At 63.5% G+C, this 15647-nt stretch carries 18 protein-coding genes, 1 tRNA gene and 1 pseudogene; 7 read left to right on the top strand and 13 right to left on the bottom strand.

Going from position 1 to position 15647, the window contains the following annotated elements; genetic code table 11:
• Positions 1–279: pseudogene (locus tag AB0N75_RS11190) on the top strand (hypothetical protein); the annotation flags it as partial.
• 72 nt (positions 280–351) lie between these two features.
• On the opposite strand, the gene AB0N75_RS11185 reads toward AB0N75_RS11190, so the two are convergent.
• From AB0N75_RS11185 to AB0N75_RS11175, 3 genes are all read right to left on the bottom strand, one after another.
• Positions 352–1344: a DUF1524 domain-containing protein gene (locus AB0N75_RS11185; RefSeq protein ID WP_364649389.1), complete on the bottom strand. Its 993-nt coding sequence runs from the start codon at positions 1342–1344 to the stop codon at positions 352–354.
• A 245-nt stretch (positions 1345–1589) separates the two neighbouring features.
• Entirely contained in the window at positions 1590–1784 is a 195-nt protein-coding gene (locus AB0N75_RS11180; RefSeq protein ID WP_364649386.1) for a hypothetical protein, read from the bottom strand.
• A 251-nt stretch (positions 1785–2035) separates the two neighbouring features.
• Positions 2036–3586 (bottom strand): VCBS repeat-containing protein, encoded by a 1551-nt coding sequence (locus tag AB0N75_RS11175; RefSeq protein WP_364649383.1) that lies wholly within the window; start codon positions 3584–3586, stop codon positions 2036–2038.
• A gap of 206 nt (positions 3587–3792) precedes the next feature.
• Here AB0N75_RS11175 and AB0N75_RS11170 point away from each other — a divergent pair, with 206 nt between their 5' ends.
• Positions 3793–4266 carry a VOC family protein gene (locus tag AB0N75_RS11170; protein ID WP_364649380.1) on the top strand — a complete coding sequence of 158 codons (474 nt, stop codon included), beginning with the start codon at positions 3793–3795 and terminating at the stop codon, positions 4264–4266.
• Between the two features lie 386 nt (positions 4267–4652).
• Here the strand turns inward: AB0N75_RS11170 and AB0N75_RS11165 are convergent, their stop codons facing one another.
• Positions 4653–4856 carry a hypothetical protein gene (locus AB0N75_RS11165; protein ID WP_364649377.1) on the bottom strand — a complete coding sequence of 68 codons (204 nt, stop codon included), beginning with the start codon at positions 4854–4856 and terminating at the stop codon, positions 4653–4655.
• A 76-nt stretch (positions 4857–4932) separates the two neighbouring features.
• On the opposite strand from AB0N75_RS11165, the gene AB0N75_RS11160 reads away from it, so the two are divergent.
• Positions 4933–5103 carry a hypothetical protein gene (locus tag AB0N75_RS11160; protein ID WP_364649374.1) on the top strand — a complete coding sequence of 57 codons (171 nt, stop codon included), beginning with the start codon at positions 4933–4935 and terminating at the stop codon, positions 5101–5103.
• Positions 5104–5146: 43 nt separating this feature from the next.
• Here AB0N75_RS11160 and AB0N75_RS11155 read toward each other — a convergent pair whose 3' ends face one another.
• Entirely contained in the window at positions 5147–5713 is a 567-nt protein-coding gene (locus AB0N75_RS11155) for a hypothetical protein (RefSeq protein WP_364649371.1), read from the bottom strand.
• A 230-nt stretch (positions 5714–5943) separates the two neighbouring features.
• Positions 5944–6016: transfer RNA gene (locus AB0N75_RS11150), tRNA-Ala, on the bottom strand.
• Positions 6017–6220: 204 nt separating this feature from the next.
• Here AB0N75_RS11150 and AB0N75_RS11145 point away from each other — a divergent pair.
• The 3 genes from AB0N75_RS11145 (at position 6221) to AB0N75_RS11135 (ending at position 8896) form a co-directional block, all read left to right on the top strand.
• The gene (locus tag AB0N75_RS11145) at positions 6221–6748 is read left to right on the top strand and encodes a hypothetical protein (RefSeq protein ID WP_364649368.1); all 528 of its coding nucleotides are present in this window, start codon (positions 6221–6223) and stop codon (positions 6746–6748) included.
• A gap of 266 nt (positions 6749–7014) precedes the next feature.
• Positions 7015–8154, top strand: coding sequence for a thermonuclease family protein (locus AB0N75_RS11140; protein WP_364649361.1), 1140 nt, complete (start codon positions 7015–7017; stop codon positions 8152–8154).
• Between the two features lie 280 nt (positions 8155–8434).
• Positions 8435–8896: an Lrp/AsnC family transcriptional regulator gene (locus AB0N75_RS11135; protein ID WP_364649565.1), complete on the top strand. Its 462-nt coding sequence runs from the start codon at positions 8435–8437 to the stop codon at positions 8894–8896.
• A gap of 3 nt (positions 8897–8899) precedes the next feature.
• On the opposite strand, the gene AB0N75_RS11130 is transcribed toward AB0N75_RS11135, so the two are convergent.
• Positions 8900–9394 (bottom strand): DUF456 domain-containing protein, encoded by a 495-nt coding sequence (locus tag AB0N75_RS11130; RefSeq protein ID WP_364649358.1) that lies wholly within the window; start codon positions 9392–9394, stop codon positions 8900–8902.
• A 232-nt stretch (positions 9395–9626) separates the two neighbouring features.
• Between AB0N75_RS11130 and AB0N75_RS11125 the strand changes: the two genes are divergently transcribed.
• A complete protein-coding gene (locus tag AB0N75_RS11125) occupies positions 9627–10118 on the top strand; it encodes an SHOCT domain-containing protein (protein WP_364649355.1) in 492 nt (163 codons plus the stop codon).
• Between the two features lie 23 nt (positions 10119–10141).
• Here AB0N75_RS11125 and AB0N75_RS11120 read toward each other — a convergent pair whose 3' ends face one another.
• The 6 genes from AB0N75_RS11120 to AB0N75_RS11095 form a co-directional block, all read right to left on the bottom strand.
• The gene (locus AB0N75_RS11120) at positions 10142–10783 is read right to left on the bottom strand and encodes a potassium channel family protein (RefSeq protein ID WP_364649353.1); all 642 of its coding nucleotides are present in this window, start codon (positions 10781–10783) and stop codon (positions 10142–10144) included.
• A 148-nt stretch (positions 10784–10931) separates the two neighbouring features.
• The gene (locus AB0N75_RS11115) at positions 10932–11540 is read right to left on the bottom strand and encodes a VTT domain-containing protein (protein ID WP_364649350.1); all 609 of its coding nucleotides are present in this window, start codon (positions 11538–11540) and stop codon (positions 10932–10934) included.
• Positions 11541–11775: 235 nt separating this feature from the next.
• Positions 11776–12528 carry an SDR family NAD(P)-dependent oxidoreductase gene (locus tag AB0N75_RS11110; RefSeq protein WP_364649347.1) on the bottom strand — a complete coding sequence of 251 codons (753 nt, stop codon included), beginning with the start codon at positions 12526–12528 and terminating at the stop codon, positions 11776–11778.
• A gap of 20 nt (positions 12529–12548) precedes the next feature.
• Positions 12549–13328 carry an SDR family oxidoreductase gene (locus AB0N75_RS11105; RefSeq protein ID WP_364649344.1) on the bottom strand — a complete coding sequence of 260 codons (780 nt, stop codon included), beginning with the start codon at positions 13326–13328 and terminating at the stop codon, positions 12549–12551.
• A 46-nt stretch (positions 13329–13374) separates the two neighbouring features.
• The gene (locus AB0N75_RS11100) at positions 13375–14712 is read right to left on the bottom strand and encodes an MFS transporter (protein ID WP_364649341.1); all 1338 of its coding nucleotides are present in this window, start codon (positions 14710–14712) and stop codon (positions 13375–13377) included.
• 27 nt (positions 14713–14739) lie between these two features.
• Positions 14740–15627: a polysaccharide deacetylase gene (locus tag AB0N75_RS11095; protein ID WP_364649338.1), complete on the bottom strand. Its 888-nt coding sequence runs from the start codon at positions 15625–15627 to the stop codon at positions 14740–14742.
• Positions 15628–15647: the final 20 nt, after the last annotated feature.

Genomic DNA, 15647 nt, shown 5'->3' with positions numbered 1-15647 from the left:
CCGGCTGAAGAGGCGCCCGCCGAGGAAGCACCGGCTGAAGAGGCACCCGCCGACGAAGCACCGGCTGAAGAGGCACCCGCCGACGAAGCACCGGCTGAAGAGGCACCCGCCGACGAAGCACCGGCTCTTGGCTGGAAGGCTGTCAAGGCTCAGGCGGATGCTGATTGGAAGGCCGCCAAGGCCCAGGGACAGGCTGATTGGAAGGAAATCAAGGCCGAAGGCAAGGCCGATTGGAAGGCTGCTAAGGCCTCCGAGAAGGCTGCCCTGCAGGGCAACTAACCTCGGTCATACCGCCAGGGGCGGCCTCCCATCCAGGGAGGCCGCCCCTTTCGTCATGAGTTACCCACCTCGTCAGGACTCACAGCCGACCCCGTCGCCGTCGCGGTCAAACTTGGTGTCCCAGCCCGGATCACCGGCCTTGATAGGTGCCGCGCCGGCCTGCTTTACGGCGGTGCAGTTTTGGTAGAAGACGTTGCCGCCGGCCGGGGCCTTTGCAGGAGCCTCCTTGACCGGGGCGGGCTTTGGAGCCGGGGCTGGAGCTACTGCGGCCGGCACGGCCGCTCCCCCGCCGGCCGGGACCGGCTGGTCCGGGCACGAAGTGCTGAGGATGCTCATGATCGCGTCCCGCTCCGCCTTGGTCATCCACAATCCGTACTTGGCTTTCACCGCAGTCTGCAGTGCCACGTACTCGCAGCGGAACGCCTTGTTCGGCGGCAGCCAGGTGGCCGCGTCGCTGTCGGACTTGTCCCCGTTGGTAGGCCCGTCGACGGCCAACAGGTTCAGCGGGTCATTGGCGAACGCTTCACGCTGGTTCGGGGCCAACTGCTGCGCACCCTTCTGCCATCCGTCCGACAGTGCTACGACGTGGTCGATCTGAACAGCGCTGCTGGTGGTGTTGCCGCGGACGAACTCGATGGTCGCCGCGGTGAACGGATCGGCCAGCAAGCCGGAGGTCACTACACAGCCGCCTGTCTTGAGCACAGTATGGTCCAGGTCGCGTTGAAGGACGTCGTTGCGCGCGTCGCACCCGTTGCGGTCAGGATCCTTCCAGCCCTTGCCGAACTGTTCCCGGGAGTACCCGGTCTTCGGCGCCCGGCCCTTAACCTCAATGGTGGCCAACTGCTCCAGTGCCGTCCCGGCCGCGGGTCCCTGTTCAGCTTTGGGCTCGGGCGCCTCCGACTTAGCTTGGGCACTGGCCTCCGGCGCCGCCGACGACGCGGTGGCAGAGGGTGATTCGGTGACAACGGGTGATTCGGTGACAACGGGTGCTTCAAGGACCGGGGGGCTGCAGGCAGTCAGTCCGGCCAGCAGCACAGCGGCGAGGGCAAGGAGGATGCGTTTCATATCCCTTCATGTCTACGGCAAGTCCCGGGCCCATTGATGGCGGACACACCGTCGTGCCGCCCACATGCCAGCAGCGCTGGCCCTCCCTGCCCTGCAGGGGAACGCCGCCGGTTGTGGGCCCTATTTGTTGGCGAGATCATTTCCGAAACGAGATCGGAGCTAGTGAGCTCCTCGCCTTGCCCGCACCGTCCACGCTTTCGGCTGTCGAGCTCTCAAGGTGCGCGGCCAAGGCGCGTCAGGGTCATCTAGCTGTGGGCGGGCTCATCGGTATCGACTGTGGGTGAAGGCCGATGCCAGAGGAACAGCAGCACACCGACAACGAGGAGGACGACTGCGCCCACGTTTTGCCAAACGAACCCTTCGATGCGCACGTTGCGGCTGAGCTGCAGGACGAGACCGAGCGCCAGAAAGAACCAGCCGCCTTGGATAAATCTGCGCATGTCGAGCCCTCCTTGCTAACTGCCGGAATACGTTGGTTGGTCAACGCCCGGGACCGCAGCGACAACGCTTCTAACAGAGATTACTTCTGTCGATTGAGCTACTGGGGTTGACCGCGAACCTTAGCCCAAGCTCTTGGATCCAAGTAGGCGTAGGCTTCAGTGCCTCCCCGGATCTCGCTTCTTTTCTCAAACTTGGCTGTCCTGGATCCCATGGCATTCTCCTTCGTTCCGGCGCCCCAGGCCCGCGGGGGCTATGACCCGAGTTTCAGACCGATCCAACCGCCATTCCCCACGGTGACGCGCTTCTGAATCTTCTTTGAGGAGACCGGGTAGAAGTGAAGGTTGCCCTTCTTGTCGCGGGCCAGAATGCCGGGCTGGCCGGCTGCCAGATGCCCTTCGGCCGCGGATAGGTCCGTCATGGTGTTCCAGTTTGAACCGCTGACCACCTTGCGGGTCTCTTTGATGAGCCGGCCCTTGCCGTTGGAACGATAAAGCTTTAACTGCCCGGCAGCATTGCGGGCGACCAGATCCATCTTGGTGTCGCCGTCGAAATCCATGGCCATTACTTGCTGGCCTTTCCACTTGCCGGAGCTGAGCAGCTTCCGCGGCCCTGGCTTGGTGCCATCATTGTTGACGTACGAGTACAGCTTGCCGTCGCGGTTCTTGGCAATGATGCTTGGGAACTTGTCCGCGGTCTTCCACTGGGCGACGAGAATGGTGTTGCGCTGCCAGCCGCTCGTGCCCAGCGTGGAGCGTTTGAAGCCACCGTTCTTTAGCCCGTAGTCGACGGTAAGCTGGCCATCCTTCCAGTTGGCGATCAGGTCTTGGATGCCGTCTGCATTCCAGTCGGCGATCTCCACGTTCAGGGATGTTCCCCAGCCAGCGGAAACGTAGCGGCGCTTGTTCAGGTCCCTCCCCTTGGCTGACGGGTAGATGTAAAGTTTGCCGGCAGAGTCCACGGCGACGACATCCCCTAGTTTGGCCTTGGGCGGGGCCAAGGCGGCCGGCATGGCTTTCAGGTCGTTGGCCAGCAGTTTCGGCATGTTGTAGGTGTAATGCGTGACATCCGGCAGGACAGTCATCTTCGTGCTGGTGAACCCGAGGGCCTTGTATTTTTTCTCTGCCCGCTTGGCGGTGTCCAGAGCAGACCAGGTCTTCAGACTGGTGCCGCCCTTGCCGTCGAGGCTGCCGCTGATCCAGTGCAGCTTCATTTTCTTCACGGCAGCGGTGGGTGATGTCTGCATACCGTCGTATCCGCCGCCGCCAACAATGGTGGCCCCGCCGCCCTTAATCCATTGCTGGCGGTCTGCGAGGAGCTCATAGGTGATGAACTCCGCGCCGCCAGAGTAGCCGTGGAGCCAGATGCGGCGGGAATCGAGTTTGTATTGAGCGATCAAGGTCGTCGCCAAAGAGCGGAACCAGTCCCCGTTACGGTCGGCGTTCTCCCACCAAGTGATGCCGCCCTTCTTATCCGGGGTGATGACGGGAACCATGATCATGTTCTTCTTGGCGGCCTCTGCCGCCATCTTCTTCATAACGGAGCCCTTGGGGTGGTGGACATAGGACTGGTCCGGGCGGGAGTAGTCTCCGTGGAAGACGAACAGGACCCCGACGGTCTTCTTCGTGTCGATACCGTCGGCGTAGACGTGGTATCGGCTGCTGACGCCGTTGGGGGCGGTGTAGCTCTGGTAGGTCGCGCTGAGCGGTGCCGCGGCCTGGGCCGGGGTGCTGACAACGAGTGCTGACGCGAGCAGGGACGATCCGAGGGCTGCTCCGAGGAGTGCGCGGATGAGGGACTTCATCAAACTGGATCCGTTCGTTGTGCTCCCGGCTGCGGGAATGCGGCCACAGGTGCTAACGGTTGCAATCGGACGGAAGGGGCCCCCGCGTAAGGCAATCTCCGGAAAACGTCGCAAGTCCGGGTAGCTGGACTGCTTTAGCAGGACGTCATGGACGACATGCAAGCGACCAGGGAACGAGGCCTGTGTGTGGTACTAACATCGAGGTCATGACAAGCGCACCCTTCGGCGCCCGGTTTGGCCACATCAACGTCATCGCCACCGATTGGCGACGACTTGCCGATTTTTATGGGCGCGTCTTTGGCTGCGAACTCGTACCACCCGAGCGCGATTACGCCGGTTCCGATCTGGAACGCGGCACGGCTGTACCCGGGGCGAACCTGCGCGGCGTCCACATGCGATTACCCGGCCACGGTGATGCCGGGCCAACCCTCGAGATCTACACCTACGGCGAGAATATGGCGGGCGGTACACCCGCGGCCAATCGCACCGGATGGGGCCACATCGCCTTCGTAGTTGACGACGTCGTTGCTGCCAGGGAAGCCGTCCGTGAAAACGGCGGGGCGGACGTCGGCGAAATCGTCACACTCCAGACAGCCGACGGACGACAGGTCACGTGGTGCTACGTAAGTGATCCTGAGGGCAACTTTATCGAGCTGCAAAGCTGGTCCGACCCCAGCTAGCCTCCGAGCTGTCTCCGCGAGGGCGGCAGGCCACCCCGTCGGTGCACGCGGTCATCGACTATGGAAACAATACGACGCAACAGGCACAAGCCACTACAGACCAGCAAGAATGACTGGTGCGTAGTGTGTTTGGGCCATCCTTATAGAACCCGCAGCCACTATGGAAGGCTCGTTGCAGGGGCGTGACAGAGCAGCCCGAATGATGAAGTTGTCTTGGCCAATGCAGTCCCCGGTCCTGAAGAGATGAAACTCTATTTCAATTGGGCGCAAGCCTAGTTCCAAGCCGTGGCCGGGGATCTCGCCCAGCAGGCGGCGCAGGCAAGTGCAGGAAGTGCTGTATGGCGCACTCTGCCGTAGTCTGACGATGATAATCGTCGCCGCCGCTCTCACATCGGCGGATCCTGATGTTGGGGGTTCAGCTTGAAGAGACCATCGGTCGGACTGACCATTGTTTTACTGTTGACGGCAGGAATGGTTGTGGGCGCGGGCTCGCTTTTCAGCGGGTCCTTCTCCTCCGACTCGGTCAGTCCAGCGGCTTCCACCGCCTCGTTGCCAGCCACGGAGCCGGCAGCAGCGGCCGGCACTGCCACGGGCGCGGATGCAGGGTTCGCTGCGTGCTCCCCTGGCTATGCCACCGGTCCTGGTGCCGACCTGGATAAGCGGAACATGATCGGCGCGGAGAACAGTATCGTGGTCTCCCCGGCAGAAATGCGCGCAATCGGCATGCCCGAGAGCGCGATCAGGACGCAGACCGAAGTCTGGAACAAGCTCTCCCCTGAGGAACAGCGGGAGCAGCTTTGCCGGGCAGCGCAACAGGGCACCGCCATCGGTCAGTAACCTGGTTCCCGGCTACTGCCGGTCCAACGAAGGCCGGCACCCTTCAGCCAATATCCGCAGCTATCACGACCACTTGCAGGATGGTGACCGCCAGGAAGGGAACCACGCCGAGCGTCAACGCCGTCCAACGCCACCGCCGATGTTCCGGCTGCTGCGTCATCCGCTGGACCAGCGCCACGATTGTAACGAGTAGCGTCACGGGCAGATACATATCGCTCACCAATGTCCCAACCGATGGGTGGACAGGGACGTCAGGAAGAGTCATCGCAGCTTGCGTCAGTGCTGCAAGGAGCCAGATCGCCGGCACGACAAGCAGCAACAAGAGTACGAGCGCCCAAGCCGGCACGACGGCGCGTCCGTTAGGGAAGTAGAGCGCGGCCAGGATCCCGAACAGCCCGAAGCCTGCCATCGAAGCTGCCCCCCAGAGCGCAACGTCGCCTACCGCAGCACCGATCGTCTGGGAATCCGTCCGGATGGCGTTCTCAGACAGATAAGCGAACCGATGTAAGAGCAGCACGTATGCAGGAACCAGTGCAAGACCGATCGCCGTTCTTGTCCAGATGGATGACCACCACCGCCGGGTAGATGGCTGGTCCGTGAGTAGCGGCATCGGCTAACGCTCTCGTAGTAGTCGGCGCAGGAAGGGGACGGGCTGGCGCCAGTCCTTCTGCCCAGCCTACCGGTCAACTTCGGCTCGCCATCCGGCTCCTAGCCTTCGCCACGAACTCCCGGCAGCGGGCCTGATTGCGCTTTGAACCGGCAATTGTCGTCACTCGTCCAAGACAAGCGAAAGGCCCCTGCTTCCCTTTTTCTATAAGGAAGTAGGGGCCTTTCGTGTAGTGGAGCTTAGGGGAATCGAACCCCTGACCTTTTCATTGCGAACGAAACGCTCTACCAACTGAGCTAAAGCCCCGTGCCACTGCGTTTGATCATAAGACCGTGGCGCGCCGATCGCCAAGCTGACAGGACGCAGTGTTGCGCGTCAGACACACTGCCGTGGTGCCCGGCACAAGCAGCACCCCGACCCAGGGACCCAGTTCACCCATTCTGATAACGAATGTGCAGCGCTCACTGGCGTCCGCGCAATCGAGACGTACCCTCGCCCTAGACTCTGCCCATGGACAACAAGGTTCTCAAGGCCGTCTACACGGTCTTTTTAGGGGTCATCATCGCGCTCTTCGTAGGGCTGGGCATCCGCACGTTTTATGCCCCGCCGGAGGTGCCGGAGTACCCGGTGGAGATGATCTTCGAGAAGACCAACCCGACGGATGAGGAACTGGCGAAGCAGCGGGAGCTGCAGATGAAGCAGGAGGCAGCTTTCCGCGAGTACGAGGAAGCATCCGAAATCTACAACGGCAACGTCACCGTCGCGGCACTGATCAGCTCGGTCGTTCTACTCGGCCTGAGCCTGGTGGTGGAGAGGCGCAACCGAGTGTTGGCCAACGGCGTCATGTTCGGCAGTCTGTTCACGCTGATCTACAGCATCACGCGCAGCTTCATGTCCGGCAACACCACTCTCTCGTTCATCGTGGTGACCGTGGGCCTGGCTATCGTGCTCTTCCTTGGCTACAAGCGGTTCTTCCAACCGCGCGAAAAGCAAGACACTCCCCCGCTCAACGGCGACGCTCCGGCGAATGCTGGCTAAGCCTGCGCCCCTACTCTCAGCTGCCACACATCTTTGCCCATGGGCAGTCGGCCGGTTATGTCCCCTTTTGCCGTTCATAGAGTTTCTTCCAGTCCAGTGACAACCCGTCCGCGCCCGGGCTACCAGCGACCCTAGACAAGCTGCATTCATCGATGAGCGCGTGCACTCGTCGATGAGGTCCTCACAAATTTGAGGGAGAATAGACATTCGCAGTTTCGAAAATAGATATATTCGTTGGGGGAAAAGTGGCACCTGTTGGCACAACCATGTCAACTGCATGGCAGGCAATCACAAGCACAGTCATCGGGAAAACGGCGGTGGCCGCTGTATCGGCGGTTGCAATAGCGGCCGGCAGCTTGGCCGTCGCCGGTGCAATTAATCAAGACCGCGGCGAAGTCGTCCGAATCGTAGATGGCGACACCCTCGTCATAAATTACCGGCACCAAGATGAAACCGTGCGGCTACTGAATATAGACACGCCGGAGACCAAAGATCCGAACAAGCCTGTGGAATGTCTTGGCACGGAAGCCACGCAAACCCTCGAAAACATTGTTCCTCCCGGGACCAAGGTCCGGCTCGCCTTCGACATCGAGCGGAAGGACCGATACGGACGCACGCTAGCCGCGGTCTTTGTCGGCGACTCGTTAGTCAACGCAGAAATTGCCCGACGCGGCCTCGGCCATGCTGTTTACTACGAGCCCAACAAGAAATACCTCAGCCAGGTTCAACAGGCTCAGGCACAAGCGGAGGCGTCGGACTTGGGCATGTACGACCCTTCCATCGGCTGCACGATTCCCGGACAAGTTGAGGAAGCCGTCGAGCAAGTCGAGGCGGCGATGGCCGCAACGCCAGAAAATACCTCCTCGGCAACAGGCGAAACGCTCACGGCTTTGGCCGCTGCCCTCGCTGCCGCGAAATCTATTGAGTCCAGCCTCCATGCAGCCACTAACACTGCCGATGCAATCCTTTGGGCAGCTCTAGCGACGACTGAACGAAATCGACTGACCTCCCAAATTAGTGCCACCATCAAGTCCGGTGAAGCGAAACAAGAGCAGCTATCAGAGCGGCGCGACAAGCTGAAAGCGGCCGAAGAGAAGGCTGCTGCAGAAAAGAAGGCCGCCGAGAAAAAGCGCAAAGCAGAAGCAAAGGCCAAAGCTGAACGCATAGCAGCGGAAAAGAAGGCTGCCAAGGAACGCGCGGCCGCAGAACGGGTCGCCGCTGAACAAGCTGCAGCACAGGCTGCCGAGGCAGCTAGGCAAACCCAAATTGCCGACGCAGAGCGTCAGCGCCAATTTCAACAGCAGGAGGCGCCAGCTCCGGCGCCTCCGGCTTCCAATCCCTACCCCGGGTACACGGGACCGCGTTGTTACGCACCGGGCGGGCAGTCTTGGAAGCCCTGCCCTTAGCCCGCTCCAGACCCCTTAACCAGCGAGACCCCTGGCGGTCCGGAATCCGGACTGGCAGGGGTCTTCGGCTGTGTGAACAACAAGGTCCGGGCTTCGCGGGCCCGCAAACACTGCCTCGGCGTCGTGAACTGGGACTGTGCACCTCAGCGGGCTGCGGCTTGTGGCTTCGCCCGATCTGATGACTATTCCAACAGCACGGCTACAATCCGTGCAAGAGGCTGCTCTATACTTGATCAGACTGTTCAAGCACTCGGCCATCAATCGACAGGAAGTGGTCACATTGCAGCAATTGGACGCCACCGACCGGCGGATCCTGCTGGCGCTGGACGAGGACCCTCGGGTCCCGGTGATGATGCTGGCGCAGCGGCTCGGCCTGGCGCGCGGCACCGTCCACTCCCGACTGGAACGCCTCGCAGCCTCGGGCTCTCTGCGCACCCACTCGGCCCGGGTGCTTCCGCAGGCGCTAGACCGCGGGGTGATGGCGTTGGTGAGCGCCGAACTGGACCAGAGCAAGCTCAATGATGCAGTGGAAGCCCTGCGGAAGATTCCCGAAGTGCTTGAATGCCATGCCCCAGCCGGCGATACTGACCTGCTGATCCGGGTGGTGGCGCACAGCCCGGACGACCTGTACCGGGTGAGCGAGGAGATCCGGTTCTGCCCCGGCATCACCCGCACGTCCACGCAGATGTTCCTCCGCGAGGTCATCCCCTACCGGACCACCGGACTGCTCAAGCAGGACTGAGCTCTAGACGAACTGCACCAGCACGCCGACCACCCAGACGGCCCCGGCGGCGAACGCGCAGCCTAGCTCTACCAGCATGCCGAGGCCCACGGCCTTGAGCGCCGCCCAACTGGCTTCGACCGCCTGGCCGAAGCGCCGCCGTCGGGCATATTCGCTGAGCAGCAGGCCGGCCGCAAAGCCGATGAACAGCCCCACCACGGGAATCACGAACATCCCCACCACGCCCGTCAGTACGGCGACCATAATGGACCAGTTGGGCACCTGCCGCTGCTTCAGCCGCCGGCCCGTGAGCACCAGGCTGGCCAGCATGCCGGCGGCCACGAATACCATGCCGACGGCGAAGACCACCCAACCCACCGTGTTCTGCAGGGCAATGGCCCAGACCAGCAGGCTGATGCCGATGGTGATGGTGCCGGGCAAAACGGGCACGACGATGCCGGCAATGCCGACGGCGATGAGCAGACCGGAGACGACTGTCGCAATAATCTGGGGTTCCACCCACCCCACACTAATAGGGATCGCCCGGCCTTTCCGCGGTCGGATGATGGCTCGGCGCCGCAGGGACCGGACGCAGACGGGCCGGATGCACGGGCTCCGGCGGCTAAAACCCCGCCGCCCGCACGCCGGGGTCTTGACGGTCCTGCCCGGCAAGGTTGTAGACTGCGCCCACGTTCTGGAAGGGCTCTAGGCTATCCGGTGCGGCGGTGCCGGGAAATCGGAGGTGGGTGCCATGAACTTTGGGGAATCCTTTTGGGACACAATCTGGTGGTTCTTTTGGGCGTTCGCTTTCATCGCCTACCTCTTCGTACTGTTCGGAATCATCACCGACCTGTTCCGTGACAAATCGCTGAACGGGTGGCTGAAGGCAGTGTGGCTGATCTTCCTGCTTTTCCTGCCCTTCCTGACCTCGCTGATCTATCTGATCGCCCGTGGCAGGGGCATGGCCGAGCGCAGCCACGAAGCATCGCAGGCGATGCGCACGGACACCGAGTCGTACATCCGCGGGGTGGCTGGCGCTAGCCCTACTGCGGAGATAGCAAAAGCCAAGGAACTGCTGGACTCCGGCGCGATCAACCAGCAAGAGTTCGAACACGTCAAGGCGCGGGCCCTCAGGTTTGAGCAGCCGAGTTCGTCTGGCGCAACAACGGGCGGCGTTATGCCCGGCTCAACACCGGGCGCAACACCGGGGACAGCGCCAACGAATCCCGGTGCTGACTGGTAGCACTGGCCTGTCCAGCCTGTCGTTTACCGGCCGGCGGGGCCGCTGTCGGCGGTTCCGCCAATGCCGGGTTCAGGCCCGTCAGCCTGGGTGTGCTCGCCGTCCTCCTGGCCTGGGGCGGGCCCGTCGGGCTCCGTTTTGCCGGCAGGCTTGGCCTGGGCGTTCCTGAGGCCGACTTCCACGGCACCCAAAAACATCTTGATCACCAGCCCTAGAAGCACCAAGCCGGTGACCATTTGCACCGTGACAACGACTCGGGCGGTTTCCGACACCGGGACGATATCGCCATATCCCACTGTGGCCAGCGTGGTGATGGTGAAGTACAACGCGTCGGTTCGGTCCAGCGGCTCCGAGAAGGAATCCGGGTCCCAAGAGGACATGGTCGCGTGGGAGATGGCGAATAAGACAATGTAAAGCGGGATCGACGTTGCCAGCGACTCGGCGGCGCGCAGCCGCGGTGACGGCGATGTGGTCACCGCCCGTATTTGCCAGGCGACCAGTGCGGTCAGCGCGCCGAGGCCGATCAAAAGCACAGGGACAGAGCCTTGCCGGTTAAGCGGCATGGTGAAATAAACCACCACCAGGGCGATGCCGGTCAATGCCGGACGCAGCAGCGCCCACAGGCGCTGCCCACGCCGCGGAGCGGAAGGATGGTGCACCGTGCTCATCGCGCACCATTATCCTCCGCCCGCACCGTCGGACCATCGCCCGCAGCGGATGACACTTGCGGCGGGATCCACCGGCTCGGCGTGCGCAGCGAGCGGAGTCGCAATGTTCGCTGCGCGGGGCGAGGACGTTGCGGTGGCCAGCACGCGGTCACCGTCGGCGGGTGTGGTCCCTTTCGCGCGCCGGAGCGTGAGGGTCTCTCGGTCGATCGAGAAGATCGCGGTCGGCGGCGGCCTGCAACCGCTCCACGGGATGTTCCCGCCCAACCAGAGCACCGCCGTCGTCCGCCTCCTGATGGCGCTGGGCGCGCTGCCTCCGCCTCACCAACAACGGCACGACGACGGCGATGGCCACCGCTGCGCCTGCCGCAGCCCACGGGGACGCGAGGATGAGGGCGAACCAGGCCGCGATCGCGGCCAATCCGACCGTGGCGTAGAGGACGGCCCAGAGCAGGCTACCGGCGATGACTGCGGGCAGGAAGCGGCGCAGCGGCATGCGCGCGATGCCGGAGCTGCCGATCACGGCGGTCTGCAGACCGACGGTCAGGAAGCACAGCGTTACGGCGAACGGGCCAAACTTGGCCATCATCGCCTCCGCCCGGCGCATCAGCGGACCGTCCAAATGCTTCTCCAGCCGGGTGTGGCGGCAGCCAGTGGCAACACCGCGGCCCAGCCAGTACGTGGCGTTGGACCGGATCATCGCACCGCCGAAGAGCGCGGCGATCGCCCAGCCCAGCGGCAGCCCGAGGAAGAAGTCCATGACCGTCCTTTCTCTGGCGAGCGGACCGGACACCTCAATTCTACGCCTTGTAGAAATGATCGGAGGTTGTCGCGGAGCAACTCTTGTTGCGGCATAACCACCGCCGAGTCCGGGAAAGTCCCGCGCCGGCACCAAAATGGCCAGCCGCCGCAGTTTCGACCGATGTGTTGGCGAGAAAGACCCCGTTGATGTCTTTACGCAGGGCACGCTCGCCGCCCCACGACCTTCGACCCGATTACGGCATCACGTCCCCGCTGTTGGGACCCAGCGTCTGTCCGGTGTAGAGGTCTCCACCGGGCGAGGAAGCCAGCAGCAAGGCCGTGGGCGCTACCTCGTGGACGTGTCCGAAGCGGCCGATCGGAAGCTCCGCCTGCTTGGCGGCCTTCCACTCCTCGGAGAGTCCTTCGATCAACGGAGTGAAGATGGGGCCCGGGGCGATCGCATTGACGAGGATGTGGTGCTCGGCCAACTCCAGTGCCATGGCCTTGGTCATGCCGATCACCCCTGCCTTGGCGGCCACGTAGTGGGTCAAGCCGACGCCGCCTTTGAGCCCGAGCTGCGAGGCGATGTTGATGATCCGTCCTCCGCCGCGTTCCACCATGTGGGGCGCGGCCCAACGCGCGGCTAGGAACACGCCTTTGAGGTCCACGGCGAGCGTCTTGTCGAAGGTCGCTTCGCTCATTTCCAGCAGCGGCGTCTCGTCGAGAATGCCTGCGGCGCTGACCAGGATGTCGATGCCGCCGAACGTTGCTGCGACGTCGTCCATCACCCGCCGCATGGCGTCGCCGTTGGTGACGTCCACTGCTAGGGCTGCGCTGCGGCCGCCGAAGCTGCCAGCTTCGCCGGCTACGGCCGCGGCGCTTTGTTCGTCCCGGTCCAGCAGCGCCACATCGGCGCCCTCCTGGGCAAAGAGCAGCGCGATCGCAGCACCGATGCCGCTGCCTCCGCCGGATATGACGGCGACCTTGTCTGCCAGCTGTTTTTCCATCTGAAATCCCTCTCCGGTGCTCAACTCGGCCAGCGGACGGTCAGCCCGCCGTCGACAATGAGCTGTTGTCCCGTGATGTAGGCCGAGTCGTCGCTGGTGAGGAACCGGATTGCGCGAGCGGCCTCGTCGACGTTGCCTACCCGGCCCCACGGGATGATGGAGCCGGCGGCGTCGAGGCCTTCCCGTCCCAGCGAGTTCACCGGGTCCAGGGACTGCGGGCTCTCGATGAGCCCCGGGATAATGGCGTTGACCCGGATCCGGCGCGGGGCCAGCTCCACAGCCAAAGACCTGCACAGTCCCAGCAGGCCCGACTTTGCGGCGGCGTAATGGCTGTGCTCTTCCCAACCGTAAACGCCGCCCGCGATCGAGGACGTCGCAACCATCGCACCGCCTCGGTCCATCCGTGTACTGCAGGAGCGAAAGACCCGCAGGACGCCGGAAAGGTCAACGGCCATCATGTCGTCCCATGCCTGGTCGGTCATGTCCGCCAGTGGCGCCCGTCGCAGAATGCCGGCCGCGGCCACCGCGATGTCCAGCCGGCCGAACTCGTCCAGCGCGGCTTGGGCCAGCTTCTCCGTGTCGTCGAAACGGCGCACATCCATCGCGACGGCGGCGCAGCGGCCGGCGGCAGCTTCGACGGCACGGACCGTGTCCGTCGCGTCGTGGGGATCGGACGGGAGGTAGCCGATCACGCTGTGGGCGCCGGCCCGGGCGTAGGCGACGGCGAGCGCCCGGCCGATCCCGCTGCCACCGCCGGAGATAACGGCCACCTTGCCCTCGAGTCCGTCGTCGCGGTTCACGCCGCCACCGTCCTTCTGTTGTTCTTGCGGTCGGTGTCGTTGGTGGTCATGCGATCACCGTCGTCTTCTGATGGGCATCGCGGATGGTGCGCGTGCCGGCCATGCACAGGGCCGAGATGAACAGCCCACCGGTGCCGGTGATGATCGCTGCCCAGCCGGTATCCACTCCGGCGGCGAGCAGGATGGATAGCAGACCGGAGCCGGCGATGCCGCCGACCGGCGCCATCACGTGGGCCACGTTGGTGCCCATGCCCCGCACATGGGCGGGGAAGGACTCGCCCATGTAGAACAGCAGCGCCGCGTAGGGGCCGGTGAGGAAGAAGAGGGTCAGCGCGTACAGCGGGATGATGATTCCCGGGATGCCCGGGCCCAGCAGCATGATCAGGCTGACGATGCCGCCCGCCAGCCAGCCGAGGACGACGGTGCGCTTCCGGGTGATTTTGTCGCCGAGCCAGCCGTGGAAGACGTAGCCGACGAAGCCCACCGCGTTGGCCAGGACCAGAATGACCAGGGCGTTGTCGAAGGAGACCCCCTTGGCATCGACCAGGATCGTGGTGCCGAGGACCGAGAAGATCATGATGGAGACCCAGTTGAAGAACCACGACAGGGACAGAAGGATGGTGTGCCAGCGCAACTCGGGGGTAAAGACATCCTTTACACCGGTGGCATGGTGGGCTGCCTCCTCGAGGTCGTGTTCGTCCGCCAGCCGGTGGGCGCCGTCGACGTCGCCGCTGGCACGGCGGCGCTTGACCTCCTGCATGGCGGCGAAGGTGGGCGATTCGGGCAACCGCAAGGCCATGGCCACCACGACCAGGGACAGGACGGCTGCCACCACGAAGGTCCAGCGCCAGCCGATGATCGGCAGCAGCAGCGCCGAGAGGCCCGCAGAGATGAGGGCTCCGACCGGCCAGCCGCCCTGCACCAGGGAGTACATCAGGCCCCGGCTTTTGGCCTCCTTGTAGATCTCGTTTAGGTAGACCGCGTTGACGACCTCCTCGGACATGGAGAACCCGGTGAAGGAGCGGATGATGATCAGGCTGACGGCGCCGGCCGCGAGGCCTGTCAGGCCGGAAGCCACCGCCCCGCCGAGCATGAGGATGATGAGGGCTCGTTTGCGGCCCATCCGGTCGAGGATGGTACCGACGAGCAGGGAGACGATGAAAACGCCGATCGTTGCGAAGGTGTTGACGGCCGTCGATTGAGCGGTTGACCAGCCGAACTCCTCGGCGATGACCGGCAGCAGGGTGCCGAACAGGGTGTAGTCATAGACCGACGCGACCCAGGCGATAAAGCAGACGACTGAGACCTGCGTGATGGTCTTCTTGGTGATGGGGACATTCCACGGCTCGACGGAGCGGCCGCCGGGGGAACGAGGCGATGACATGGCAGTTGCTTTCCGTGACGCAAGGACTCAGGAGTCCTTTCGGGGGTGGCGGGCGGCGAAGTCCCGCGCGAGGTCTTCCATGAAGGCGAACTCGACGCCGTCATGCTGTTGGATGTGGTCGAACAGCCGCTCGAGCATGAGCAGGTTCTGTGGCTTGCCCGAGACATCGGGGTGAATCGTGATGGGGAAGACTGCGTAATCCATCTCGCGGTACACCCAGTCAAACTGGTCTTGCCAGAGCTGCTCGATGTCCCGGGGATTGACGAAGCCGTGGCTGTTGGGGCTGGACTTGATGAACATCATCGGCGGCAGGTCATCGAGATACCACGACGCCGCCACTTCAATGAGATCGGTCTCCCGGCCGCGCACCAGCGGCTTCATCCATTCCCGGGCCGACTCGGCTTCGTAGTCGATTTTGGTCCAGCTGTCCCCAACCCGCACGTAGTACGGGGTGAAGTCGTTGTGCATCAACGAGTGGTCATAGAGGAACCCGCGCTCGAGCAGGATCTCATTGGTGACCGGAGAGAACTCCCACCAGGGCGCCACGTAGCCCACTGGCCTGCGCCCTGAACGCTGCTCGATGAGGTCGGTGCAGTAGTCAAGGACCTCGGTCTCCTGCTTTCGGGTCATGGCGATGGGGTTTTCATGGCTATAGCCGTGCACCCCGATCTCGTGCCCGGCAGCAACGACGGCGTCGAACTGCTCCGGAAATGTCTCGACGGAGTGCCCCGGCCAAAACCAGGTCACGGGCATCTCACGACGCTGGGCGAGCTGAAGCAGTCGGGGCACACCAACCTCGCCGGCGAACAGCCCGCGGGAGATGTCGCCCGGGGAGTCCTCTCCCCCGTAGGAACCCAACCAGCCGCCGACGGCGTCGACGTCGATACCGACCGAGACGTAGATTTTCTTGGACATAATGTCTCCTCTGGTGGCGG

Source organism: Arthrobacter sp. NPDC089319 (genome assembly GCF_040684925.1).
In the GTDB taxonomy this organism is placed as follows: Bacteria; Actinomycetota; Actinomycetes; order Actinomycetales; family Micrococcaceae; genus Crystallibacter.
The sequence above is the reverse complement of the archived record's forward strand: the minus strand, read 5'-3'. Positions and strand labels throughout refer to the sequence as shown.

Excerpts from the sequence above, each read along its gene's own strand:
- AB0N75_RS11155 (WP_364649371.1), bottom strand. The coding sequence starts at position 5,713 with ATGCCGCTACTCACGGACCAGCCATCTACCCGGCGGTGGTGGTCATCC.
- AB0N75_RS11160 (WP_364649374.1), top strand. The coding sequence starts at position 4,933 with ATGATCGGCGCGGAGAACAGTATCGTGGTCTCCCCGGCAGAAATGCGC.
- AB0N75_RS11120 (WP_364649353.1), bottom strand. The coding sequence starts at position 10,783 with ATGAGCACGGTGCACCATCCTTCCGCTCCGCGGCGTGGGCAGCGCCTG.
- AB0N75_RS11100 (WP_364649341.1), bottom strand. The coding sequence starts at position 14,712 with ATGTCATCGCCTCGTTCCCCCGGCGGCCGCTCCGTCGAGCCGTGGAAT.
- AB0N75_RS11125 (WP_364649355.1), top strand. The coding sequence starts at position 9,627 with ATGAACTTTGGGGAATCCTTTTGGGACACAATCTGGTGGTTCTTTTGG.
- AB0N75_RS11180 (WP_364649386.1), bottom strand. The coding sequence starts at position 1,784 with ATGCGCAGATTTATCCAAGGCGGCTGGTTCTTTCTGGCGCTCGGTCTC.
- AB0N75_RS11115 (WP_364649350.1), bottom strand. The coding sequence starts at position 11,540 with ATGGACTTCTTCCTCGGGCTGCCGCTGGGCTGGGCGATCGCCGCGCTC.
- AB0N75_RS11140 (WP_364649361.1), top strand. The coding sequence starts at position 7,015 with ATGTCAACTGCATGGCAGGCAATCACAAGCACAGTCATCGGGAAAACG.
- AB0N75_RS11095 (WP_364649338.1), bottom strand. The coding sequence starts at position 15,627 with ATGTCCAAGAAAATCTACGTCTCGGTCGGTATCGACGTCGACGCCGTC.
- AB0N75_RS11170 (WP_364649380.1), top strand. The coding sequence starts at position 3,793 with ATGACAAGCGCACCCTTCGGCGCCCGGTTTGGCCACATCAACGTCATC.
- AB0N75_RS11185 (WP_364649389.1), bottom strand. The coding sequence starts at position 1,344 with ATGAAACGCATCCTCCTTGCCCTCGCCGCTGTGCTGCTGGCCGGACTG.
- AB0N75_RS11145 (WP_364649368.1), top strand. The coding sequence starts at position 6,221 with ATGGACAACAAGGTTCTCAAGGCCGTCTACACGGTCTTTTTAGGGGTC.
- AB0N75_RS11110 (WP_364649347.1), bottom strand. The coding sequence starts at position 12,528 with ATGGAAAAACAGCTGGCAGACAAGGTCGCCGTCATATCCGGCGGAGGC.
- AB0N75_RS11175 (WP_364649383.1), bottom strand. The coding sequence starts at position 3,586 with ATGAAGTCCCTCATCCGCGCACTCCTCGGAGCAGCCCTCGGATCGTCC.